The sequence below is a fragment of the Collinsella aerofaciens genome, from assembly GCF_040910185.1.
GTDB classification, from domain to species: domain Bacteria; phylum Actinomycetota; class Coriobacteriia; order Coriobacteriales; family Coriobacteriaceae; genus Collinsella; species Collinsella aerofaciens_BF.
In genome coordinates this window covers 1-11390 of sequence record NZ_JBDGBA010000015.1, presented here as the reverse complement: position 1 = coordinate 11390, position 11390 = coordinate 1, and the positions used below count along the sequence as shown (strand labels likewise).

At 60.8% G+C, this 11390-nt stretch carries 6 protein-coding genes; all 6 read left to right on the top strand.

Annotated features, from left to right (window positions below):
* Positions 1–93: 93 nt before the first annotated feature.
* Positions 94–2520 carry a glycogen/starch/alpha-glucan phosphorylase gene (locus tag AB5Z54_RS06850; RefSeq protein ID WP_368135234.1) on the top strand — a complete coding sequence of 809 codons (2427 nt, stop codon included), beginning with the start codon at positions 94–96 and terminating at the stop codon, positions 2518–2520.
* A 108-nt stretch (positions 2521–2628) separates the two neighbouring features.
* Entirely contained in the window at positions 2629–3777 is a 1149-nt protein-coding gene (locus AB5Z54_RS06845; protein ID WP_006233920.1) for a glucose-1-phosphate adenylyltransferase, read from the top strand.
* Between the two features lie 4 nt (positions 3778–3781).
* Positions 3782–4909 carry a glucose-1-phosphate adenylyltransferase subunit GlgD gene (glgD, locus tag AB5Z54_RS06840; protein ID WP_117736345.1) on the top strand — a complete coding sequence of 376 codons (1128 nt, stop codon included), beginning with the start codon at positions 3782–3784 and terminating at the stop codon, positions 4907–4909.
* A 90-nt stretch (positions 4910–4999) separates the two neighbouring features.
* Complete coding sequence (gene glgA / locus AB5Z54_RS06835; protein WP_368135235.1) at positions 5000–7330, top strand: glycogen synthase GlgA; 2331 nt, start codon at positions 5000–5002, stop codon at positions 7328–7330.
* A 218-nt stretch (positions 7331–7548) separates the two neighbouring features.
* Positions 7549–10845: a 4-alpha-glucanotransferase gene (locus tag AB5Z54_RS06830; protein WP_368135236.1), complete on the top strand. Its 3297-nt coding sequence runs from the start codon at positions 7549–7551 to the stop codon at positions 10843–10845.
* An 88-nt stretch (positions 10846–10933) separates the two neighbouring features.
* Positions 10934–11170, top strand: a complete 237-nt coding sequence (locus AB5Z54_RS06825; RefSeq protein WP_022094966.1) for an FmdB family zinc ribbon protein — start codon at positions 10934–10936, stop codon at positions 11168–11170.
* Positions 11171–11390: the final 220 nt, after the last annotated feature.

Here is an 11390-nt window from a genome sequence, read left to right as displayed (position 1 = left end):
AAAGCCGTTACAGCTGTAATCACCCGCCCCGATGGGGCGTAGGATACAAGTCATAACCGTTCCGGGAGAAACATCCCCGGGGGAAAGGAACGTATGAATAAGATCTTCGACAACAAGCAGGAGTTTACCGAGCTCTATCGCGATGCCGTCATGAGCATCAGCGGCAAGAGCGTCGAGGCCGCCAGCGACCTTGACCGCTTTAACGCCCTGGCCAAGCTCGTGGCCGAGAAGGCGCGCACCGTTGCCACCAAGAGCGACGCCCGCGCCACCGCCGAGGGCAAAAAGCGCGTGTACTACTTCTCGATCGAGTTTTTGATCGGCCGCCTGCTCGACAACTACCTGCTCAACTTTGGCGTGCGTGACATGGTCGCCGAGGCGCTCGACGACATGGGCTTTGACCTGTCGGTCATCGAGAACCAGGAGCCCGATCCGGCGCTGGGCAACGGTGGCCTGGGCCGTCTGGCCGCATGCTTCCTGGATTCCATGGCAGCCGAGGGCATTGCCGGCTACGGCAACGGCATGCGCTACCGCTACGGCCTGTTTAAGCAGGAAATCGTTAACGGCAGCCAGGTCGAGGCAACCGACGAGTGGCTCACCCACGGCTACCCCTGGGAGGTCCGCCGTCAGGACAAAGCCGTGACCATTAAGTTTGGTGGTCACGTCGAGGGCTTTGAGGAGAACGGCCGCACGTTCTACCGCACGGTGGACACGCAGGACATCCTGGCCGTCCCCTACGACATCCCCGTTGTGGGCTATGCCGGCGAGACCGTCAACAAGCTGCGCGTCTGGGCCGCAGAGCCGGTCGAGGAGCACTTTGACCTGGAGGCCTTCAACCGCGGCGACTATGCCCTGGCCGACGCCGAGCGCGCCGAGGCCGAGGCCATCAGCGCCATCCTCTACCCCAACGACGCCGGCGAGCACGGCCGTCTGCTGCGCCTGAAGCAGGAGTACCTGTTTGTTTCGGCCGGCATCTACAGCCTGCTCGACACCTTTGAGAAGGAGCACGGCGAGAACTGGGAGCTGCTGCCGCAGTTTGTGGCCATCCATACCAACGATACCCACCCCGCAATGTGCGGCCCCGAGCTCATGCGTATCCTGATCGACGAGAAGAAGCTCGAGTGGGACGACGCCTGGAACATCGTGACGCAGGTCGTGAGCTACACCAACCACACCATCCTGCCCGAGGCCCTGGAGAAGTGGCCCATCGGCATGTTCTCCAAGCTCCTCCCCCGTGTGTACCAGATCATCGACGAGATCAGCCGTCGTTGGCACGAGTCGTTCGACACCACGCAGGAGGGCTGGCAGGAGCGTCTGCGTCAGACCGCCATCCTGTGGGACGGCGAGATTCGCATGGCCAACCTGTCCGTGATCTGCAGCCACAGCGTTAACGGCGTGGCCAAGATCCACTCCGACATCATCAAGAACATCGTGCTCAAGGACTTCTATGCCCTGACGCCCGAGAAGTTCAACAACAAGACCAACGGCATCTCGCACCGTCGCTTCTTTGCCGAGGCCAACCCCACCTACTCCAAGCTCGTGACCGAGGCCATTGGCGACGGCTGGCTCAAGGACGCCTTTGAGCTGGAGAAACTCAAGGAGTTCCAGAACGACACCGAGTTCCTGAAGGCCGTGGGCGCCTCCAAACGCGCCAACAAGGAGCGCCTGGCCGCCTACGTCAAGGCCGAGACCGGTCTGGTCATCGATCCCAGCACCGTCTTCGATGTCCAGGTAAAGCGCTTCCATGCCTACAAGCGCCAGCTCATGAACATCATGAAGGTGATGGACATCTACAACCGTCGCATCGCGAATCCCAACTTCCACGTGACGCCGACGACCTTCATCTTTAGCGGCAAGGCTGCCTCGAGCTACACCTTTGCCAAGGAGACTATCCGCCTCATTAACTCCGTGGCCGACGTCATCAACAACGACCCGCGCGTCAACGAGGTCATGAAGGTCTGCTTTATCCCCAACTTCCGCGTGAGCAACGCCCAGCTCATCTACCCCGCCGCCGAGATCTCGGAACAGATCTCCACGGCCGGCAAGGAGGCTTCGGGCACGTCCAACATGAAGCTCATGATGAACGGCGCCATTACGCTGGGTACCCTCGACGGCGCCAACATCGAGATCGCCGACCTGGCCGGTCGCGAGAACGAGGCCATCTTTGGCCTAACCGCCCCCGAGGTCGAGCAGCTCTGGGCGTCGAACAGCTACTTTGCTTGGGATACGCTCAACAACGATCGCGAGCGCCTGGGCCGCGTGATGGACGAGCTCAAGGACAACACGTTTGCCGGCCTTTCGGGCAACTTTGAGAGCATCTACAACGAGCTCATGAACAACAACGACCCCGACCTGGTCATGGCAGACTTCCGCAGCTACGTGGATGCGTGGGAGAAGCTCACCGGCAGCTATGGCGACCAGGAGACCTGGAACCGCAAGGCGCTGCTCAACACCGCCTCGAGCGGCTGGTTCTCGAGCGACCGCACCATTCGCGAGTACCGCGACGAGATCTGGCACGCTTAAAGGCGCGCGAGCTCCCCTATGCCAGCACGGCATTACTCGACGGGCGTGACGTTGCGCCGCGCCCGTCGCTAATGGGTTTAGGAACATCGATGACAGAAGGAGAAATCGATGAGTAAGAAAGAATGCATCGCGATGCTCCTCGCAGGAGGACAGGGCAGCCGATTGGGGGCACTCACCCAAAAGATCGCTAAGCCGGCGGTTAGCTTTGGTGGCAAGTTCCGCATTATCGACTTTTCGCTCTCCAACTGCTCCAACTCGGGCATCGACACGGTGGGCGTTCTGACGCAGTATCGCCCCTACCTGCTGCATGCCTACGTGGGCTCCGGCGAGGCGTGGGATCTGGACAGCCGCGACGGCGGTGTGTCGATCCTGCCGCCGTACGAGACGCAGACCGGCGGCGCCTGGTATGCGGGCACGGCCGACGCCATTACGCAGAACCTCGACTACATCAAGGCCAACGACCCCAAGTACGTCCTGATTCTTTCGGGCGATCACCTATATCGCATGGATTACCGCAAGATGCTCAAGACGCACATTGAGAACAACGCCGACCTCACGGTGAGCGTTATGCCCGTGCCCTGGGAAGAGGCCAGCCGCTTTGGCATCCTGACCACCGACCCCGAGGATGGCCGCATCACCAAGTTCACCGAGAAGCCCGATAAGCCCGATTCGAATCTCGCGTCCATGGGCATCTACATCTTCTCGGCCGATGTGCTGATCGAGGCGCTCGAGGAGGACGCTCTGGACCAGCGCTCGAGCCACGACTTTGGCAAGGACATCATCCCCAAGCTGCTCGGCGAGGGCAAGCGCCTGTACAGCTACGAGTTCCACGGCTTTTGGAAGGACGTCGGTACCATCGCCAGCTTCCACGAGACCTCGATGGACCTGCTGGGCAACAACCCCGAGTTCGATCTGTTCGACAAGCACTTCCCCATCATGTCCAACATCACCACGCGTCCGCCGCACTACATTGGCCCGGACGGCCGCCTGGACGACTGCCTGGTCTCCAACGGCTGCAAGATCTACGGCACCGCTCGCCACTCGATTCTTTCGACCGATGTCATCATCGAGGAGCGCGCCGTGGTCGAGGACTCCGTGCTGCTGCCGGGTGCGCACGTTAAGAGCGGTGCGCACATCTGCCGCGCTATTTTGGGCGAGAACTCCACGGTCGAAGAGGGCGTGAAGCTCGGCTCTGTCGATACCACCAAGGATACGGCCGTCGTTGGAAATGACGTCGTTATCGGGAAGGGGGAATGATCCGATGATCAATCGCAAGGCCATCGGTTATATCACCGCTAACTACTCTTCGACCTACGGCAGCGTGCTGCTCAAGGACCGCCCTATCGCGTCCGTTCCGTTTTTGGGCCGCTACCGCCTGATCGACTTCCCGCTGTCCAACATGATGAATGCCGGCATTAAGACCGTTGGCGTCGTCATGCCGGGCAACTACCGCTCGCTGATTGACCACGTGGGCTCGGGCAAGGACTGGGGCCTGGACCGCAAGAAGGGCGGTCTGTTCATGGTGCCCGGCAACGCGTATGGCACCACCAAGGGCGGCATGCGCTTCCTGCTGCGCGATATCATCTCCAACAAGACGCTGTTCCAGCGCTCGGACAAGCCCTACGTCGTGATGATGGGCACCAACATCATCTTTAACATGGACCTCAACACCATCATCGACGCGCACGAGAACTCCGGTGCCCAGATGACCGTGGTGTACTGCAAGGCCACGCGCAACGTCGACGACGAGACCAAACTCGAGATTAACGAGAACGGCCGCCTGACGGGTGTGAGCGCCGGCGTCGTGTACGGCGACAACGCCTCTATGGACTGCTGCATCGTCAACCGCGAGACGCTGCTCGAGATCATCGACCACTACCAGGCCGCCGACTATCTTGACCTGCTCGAGGCACTCCAGGGCGACTTTGGCAACATCGACGTGTGCAGCTACGAATACAAGGGCGAGGTCGTGGGCGTGTTTAGCGAGAAGTCGCTGTATCGTCGCAGCATGGACCTGCTCGACCAGACCGTGGCCGACCAGCTCTTCGATCCCGAGCGCCCGATCCTGACCAAGGCTCACGACGTGCCGCCTTCGCGCTATGCGACCGGCAGTCACGCCTGCAACTCGATCATCTCGGCCGGTTGCATCATCAAGGGCACCGTGCGTAACTCGATCCTGTCGCGCGGCGTCGTGGTCGAGGAAGGCGCTTCGGTGACCAACTCGATCATCAACCAGAGCTGCATCATCAAGAGCGGCGCCCGCGTCGAGAATGCCATTCTGGACAAGAACAACGTGGTTCCCACCAACACCGAGCTTCGCGGCACACCCGAGAACATCCTGGTGCTGGGCAAGGCTCCGTTAACTTCCGACACCACCATCGTACGTTAACGTTGACACCGCAACATCGCTCGTAACATGTAGAATAGCCGCCCGGTTAGCGCCAGGCGGCTATTCTCGAATTGGAACATGGGAGACAATATGGCAGATTCCAGCAAAAAGATGCAGATCGTGTTTGCCTCGGCCGAGTGCGCACCGTTTGTTAAGACCGGTGGCCTGGGCGACGTGGCGGGCTCGCTGCCTGCGGCACTCGTGCGCGCCGGCGCCGAGGTCATCGTGATGGTGCCCAAGTACACCACCATCAAGGACGAATACAAGGCGCAAATGGAGCACTTTGCCGACTTTTACGTGAGCCTGGGCTGGCGCAATGAGTACTGCGGACTCGAGAAGCTCGAGCACGACGGCGTCACCTATATGTTCATCGACAACGAGCGCTACTTCGCGCGCGACTATCCGTACGGCTTCTTTGACGACGGCGAGCGCTTTGCGTTCTTCTCCAAGGCCATCACCGAGAGCCTGCAGCACCTGCCCGCCGGCTTTGAGTGCGACATCCTGCACTGCAACGACTGGCAGACGGCACTGGCACCCGTGTTTTTGCGCGAGTTCTACCAGGGCCTGCCGCTGTATGACCGCGTAAAGACCGTGTTCTCGATCCACAACGTGGCGTTCCAGGGCCAGTTTAGCGACACCGTAATGGAGGACATCCTGGGTGTGGCGCATATTCCGGCGGCTGCCTCGCAGCTGCGTTGCGACGCCTGCAGCATCAACTACATGCTGGGCGCCCTGCGCTATGCCGACGCCATTACCACGGTGAGCCCCACCTATGCCAACGAGATCCAGACGCCCGAATTTGGCGAGGGCCTGGACGGCGTTCTGCGCGAACGTTCGTACGCGCTGCAGGGCATTTTGAATGGCATCGACGTTGCGGGCTTTGACCCGGCGACCGACAAGCGCATTGCCGCCAACTACACCGTGGAGGACCGTTCCGGCAAGGCCGTGTGCAAGGCCAAGCTGCAGGAGGAGCTGGGCCTCGAGGTTCGCGACGACCGCCCGCTCATGGTGATGGTCACGCGCCTGACGCGCCAGAAGGGCATGGACCTGGTCATGTACGCGCTCGACCGCATCCTGGCTGGCGGCGTGCAGGTGGCGGTGCTGGGCACCGGCGACCGCGACTACGAGGACGGTCTACGCTATTTCCAGGACAAGTACCCCGGCACCATGGCCGCACGCATCGAGTTCGATCCGGCGCTGTCGCAGCGCATGTATGCTGCCGCCGATATGTTCCTGATGCCTTCGAAGTTTGAGCCCTGCGGCCTGTCGCAGATCATCGCCATGCGCTACGGCACGCTGCCCATCGTGCGCGAGACCGGTGGCCTGAAGGACACCGTGATCCCGTACAACGAGTTTACCGGCGAGGGAACGGGCTTCTCGTTTAGTAACTTTAACGGCGACGAGATGGGCGACGCGGTGTTCCGCGCGGCGCGTCTGTTCTGGGATAACCGCGAGGCCTGGAACCAGCTGGTCACACAGGCCATGAGCCAGGACTTTAGCTGGACGCGCTCGGCCGATAAGTATCTGGACCTGTACTTCTTTATGCATCCGGAGATTGAGAGGCCGGCGGCTGTTGTCGACGAGCCTGAGGCTGCAGCTGAGCCGGTGGCCGCCGAGAAGCCCAAGACCGAGGAGATGCCGGTTGAGGCTGAGCCCGCAAAGGCCGAGCCTGAGGTGAAGGCTGAGGTTGTTCCTGAGGCAGAGGCCGAAGTCAAGCCCGCTGCAAAGCCCGCAGTTAAGAAGACCACGACCCGCAAGACGACCGCTAAGAAGGCTACGACGACCAAGGCTGCCACGACAAAAACAACGGCTGCCAAGGCAACGACCACGCGCAAGCGCACGACCGCCGCTGCCAAGAAGGCCGCCGATGTCGAGGCTGCTCCCGAGGTAAAGGCAGAGGCCGCCGAGGCCCAGCCGGCCGCTAAGGCTCCGGCCAAGTCCACTGCCAAGAAGTCGACCGCGTCCAAGACCACGACCGCCAAGAAGGCAACGGCAGCCAAGAAGACCACGGCAAAGAAGTCAACGACCACGAAGGCCGCCACGACCAAGGCAGCCGCAAAGCCGGCCGCCAAAGTCGAGGAGACGCCCGCCGAGACCAAGGCCGAGGCATCCGTCGAAGCCAAGCCGGCCGCCAAGACCACCACGCGCAAGCGTGCCACGACGACGGCCAAGAAGACCACGACCAAGGCTGCTGCTCCCAAGGCAGAGGCTAAGCCCGCTGCTGCCAAAGTGAAGCCCAAGGCCGAGGTAAAGGCCAAGCCGGCGCCGAAGACCGCTGAGGTCAAGGCCGCCCCGAAGGCAGAGGCTAAGCCCGAGCCTGCCAAAGAGACCCCGGTCTCCCCCGCCGCTCCGGCCGAGGAAAAGGCTCCGACCAAGAAGACGTCCGTCCGCAAGGCAACGGCCACCCGCAAGCGCCGCTAGTCCACAGACGATCCAAAACCTCATCAAACCCTTAGCAAGGGGCGCTCCAACCGGGCGCCCCTTATCTGTAGATAGTTGGTAAAACGATTTTCTAGGACAACCGTTCGCCGATGGTAAACGGATGTTGTTTATACAGCCTGTGTTCAACAGATATACTTACATCCTGTGCGTAAAGCCCATGGCCAGCAGGTCATGATTCTATTGAACTGGACCGTACTATGAGATTGATACACAACAGCCGTCTGCCGCAGTTTCGCACTCCGTTTGGCGCTGTGACCACAGGAACTACCCTTTCGCTCTCCGTGATTCTGGAGGATGCCGACCCCGCGCAGGCAACGCTTACGCTGCGCACCTGGGTCGATGAGATCGGTGAGTCTCTGTATCCCATGACGCACGAGGGCGACGGCATCTTTACCGCCGAGCTGGAGTGCGCCGAGCCCAGTCTTATCTGGTACAGCTTTATCTGCAATATCGAAGGCCAGCCCGAGGTCCGCTTGGGCGCACCGCAAGGACGCACCGGCGGCGAAGGCGTAACCTACAACTACGCCGAGGTGCCGTCATTCCAGGTCACCGTCTACAAACACCGTGAGAACCGTCCCACCTGGTACGAGCGCGGTATGGTCTACCAGATCTTCCCCGATCGCTATGCCCGCGACGAGCACTGGCGCGAGCGCACACTGGCCGAGGTCGAAAAACCGCGTAAGGGCATTCAGCGCCGCATGGTCGAGGACTGGAACGAACCGCCTGTGTACGAGCGCGCCGAGGACGGCTCCATCAAGACCTGGGACTTCTACGGCGGATCGCTCAAGGGTATCCAGGAAGACCTGCCTCGCATCGCCGAGCTGGGCTTTACAGCCATCTACCTCAACCCCATTTTTGAAGCCGCGAGCAACCACCGCTACGACACCGCCGATTACACCAAGATCGATCCGATTCTGGGCACCGAGCAGGACTTTACCGAGCTGTGCGAGGCGGCCGAGAAGCTGGGCATTTCCATCATTCTGGACGGTGTGTTCAACCACACGGGCGACGATTCGATCTACTTCAACCGCTACGGCAACTACCCCGGCGTGGGCGCGTGGCAGAGCGAGGATTCGCCGTGGCGCGATGCGTTTTATTTCCACGAGGACGGCTCATACGACTGTTGGTGGGGCGTGGGCAATATGCCCGCCATCAATGAGAGCTCCGAACTGGTACGCGAGCGGCTCTTGGGCAAGGACGGCGTGATCCGCAAATGGCTGCGTGCCGGCGCTCACGGCTGGCGCTTGGATGTGGCTGACGAGCTTTCCGATGACTTCCTGGCCGAGATCAAAAAGGCCGTGCTCGCCGAAAAGCCTGACGCACTGTTACTCGGTGAGGTCTGGGAAGACGCCTCCAACAAGATCAGCTACGGCCATCTGCGCCGCTACCTACAGGGGTCCGAGCTGGACTCTGCTATGGATTATCCCTTCCGCGACATGGTCATCGGCTTTTTGATGGGCTACAAAAACGCCTACCAAGCTGCCGAGGATATCGAGACCCTGCGCGAGAACTATCCGCGTGAGGCCCTGTCATGCGCACTCAATCTGCTTTCGAGTCACGACCGTCCGCGCATTATCTCGGTGCTCGGCGGAGGTCCCGACGAGTCGCAGCTGCCCGAGTGCGAGCGCAGCAAATGGCGTCTGGACGAGAACGCGATGGGCCTGGCCAAGAGCCGTTTTTGGCTCGCGACGCTCATGCAGATGACGTTCCCGGGCGTTCCCTCGATCTATTATGGCGACGAGTACGGCTTGGAGGGTCTCACCGATCCGGGCAATCGTCGCACCATGCCGACCAAGGAAGACCTGCACGACTTCGATACGTTTGCGATCGTCAAGAACGCATCTGCTGTACGCCGCGCGTTGCCGTTTATGATCGACGGCGAAATCAAGGCCTTCGCGCTCAATGACGAAGTGCTGGCCTACAACCGCACCGGTAACGACGGCGAGTCCGCGACCGTCATCATCAACCGCAGCCTGCGCAATTCACACCGCGTGACGATTCCGGCGCTCGGCGAATGCGCGAGCGATGTGATTAGTGGTCACGAGTGCGAGATCCACAACGGTACGGTCACGCTCGATCTGTATCCGCTGGGCTCGTCGATCATCTATCACCATGCCGAGCAGCGCCTGCAGGAGCCGCTCGATCACGGTGCGGGTGTTGTGTGCCATATCACATCGGTGCCGACCGACGACGGCAAGCCCGGTACGATCGGCGCGCCCACGCGTCGTTTTATCGACCATCTGGCCGCCATGGGCATGCGCTACTGGCAGGTTCTCCCCGTCAACCCCACGGACTTCTTCCGCTCCCCTTACGCCGGTCCTTCGGCCTTTGCAGGCAATATCGACCTGCTGCCCGAAAGCCACGAGGAGCTGGCCGCCGACTTTGAGACCTGGAAGACCCGCGGCGGCGAGGATGCCGACCCGCTGTACACAGCGTTTAAGCATCGCAATGCCGATTGGCTCGAGAAATACTGCGTCTACATGGCCGTTAAGAAGTACTTTGAGGGCGAGTCGCGCCACGATTGGCCGGCAGATGTCGCGCGCTACAACGAGCATCTGATCGACGACAAGCGCTTCCACAACGAGGCCGAGCTTCAGGCGTACATGCAGTACCGCTTTGACCTGGCTTGGTGCGAGCTCATGAACTATGCGCACAAGAAGGGCATCGAGGTTATCGGCGATATTCCTATGTACGTGTCCGACGATTCGGCAGATGCGTGGAGCGAGCCCGAGAACTTCTGGCTGTCCGATACCGGCAAGGCGATTGAGATTTCCGGTGCGCCGCCCGACAACTTTGCGCCCGAGGGCCAGGTGTGGGGCAACCCGACGTTCCGCTGGGACCACATGAAGCAGAACGGCTATAGCTGGTGGATGGATCGCCTGCGTCGTGCGTTTTCGCTCTACGACCGCGTGCGCCTGGATCACTTCTTGGGCTTCCACAGCTACTTCAGTATCCCCGCAGGTAAGGCATGCGCCGATGGCCGCTGGCTTGCGGGCCCGGGCAAGGACCTATTCCAGACCGCCTACGACGAGCTGGGTCCGCTCAACTTTATCGCCGAGGACCTGGGCTATTTGACGCCCGGTGTTCGCGCCATGGCTTCGACCTGCGGCTTCCCCGGCATGGATGTGCTGGAGTTTAGCGACTACGACGTTCGTTGCGGTGTGCATCCCACGCCAGGAAAGATCCTGTACACCTCGACGCACGATACTTCGACGCTGGCCGGTTGGTGCACACGTTCCTTTGCGGGCGGCGATGAACCGAGCGGTGTTGAGGTGGCGGCAAAGCTGATGAGCGACGCGCTTGCAAGCGACGCTCCCCTAGTGATGATGCCGCTACAGGATATCCTGGGGCTTAGCGACGACGCGCGCATGAACGTTCCGGGCGTGGCAACGGGCAACTGGACCTGGCAGGCTGACGAGGCGGACATTGCAGCCGCCGAAAACAAAACCGCACAGCTCCTGCGCAACAACCATAGATTCTGGGGCGAAGCGTGATAAAACCCCCGATATAGGGTACAGTTACAATCGTTTGAATTTTTGCGGGCAGAGTAATCTGCCCGCTTTGTGCTGAAAAGGAAGTATTATGGCGCGCTACGATTACAAGTGCTCGAGCTGCGGCAACGTGTTTGAGGTTGAGCATCCCATGTCCGAGACTCCCGAGGTCGTGTGCCCGAGCTGCGGTGCCCCGGCGGCCAAGACGTTCTCGGCCAGCGGCATTAAATTTGAGGGTAGCGGTTTCTACAACACCGACCAGCGAAGCGGCGGCGCCAGCACCAGCGCCACCAGCGGCTGCTGCGCCAACTGCCCGCATAACCACTAGAAACCAAATAGCCCCGCGACCGATACAGATCGCGGGGCTACTTCTTTGAGCTATGAGTAGCTAATAATCTACCTAGGTTTCCTTATGAGTTGCGGTGAAATAAGGACTGTTTGGCGGGCAAAAGCCGCTATTCAATCCCTATTGGGGGTGCGGACGATTTCTTGGACCGCGCCTAGGCGTATCCAAGCTTCCTGCGGTACTCCATCGGGCTGAGCCACCC

Coding starts and splice junctions, on each gene's coding strand:
- glgA (WP_368135235.1), top strand. CDS start 5,000: ATGGCAGATTCCAGCAAAAAGATGCAGATCGTGTTTGCCTCGGCCGAG.
- AB5Z54_RS06830 (WP_368135236.1), top strand. CDS start 7,549: ATGAGATTGATACACAACAGCCGTCTGCCGCAGTTTCGCACTCCGTTT.
- AB5Z54_RS06850 (WP_368135234.1), top strand. CDS start 94: ATGAATAAGATCTTCGACAACAAGCAGGAGTTTACCGAGCTCTATCGC.
- AB5Z54_RS06825 (WP_022094966.1), top strand. CDS start 10,934: ATGGCGCGCTACGATTACAAGTGCTCGAGCTGCGGCAACGTGTTTGAG.
- AB5Z54_RS06845 (WP_006233920.1), top strand. CDS start 2,629: ATGAGTAAGAAAGAATGCATCGCGATGCTCCTCGCAGGAGGACAGGGC.
- glgD (WP_117736345.1), top strand. CDS start 3,782: ATGATCAATCGCAAGGCCATCGGTTATATCACCGCTAACTACTCTTCG.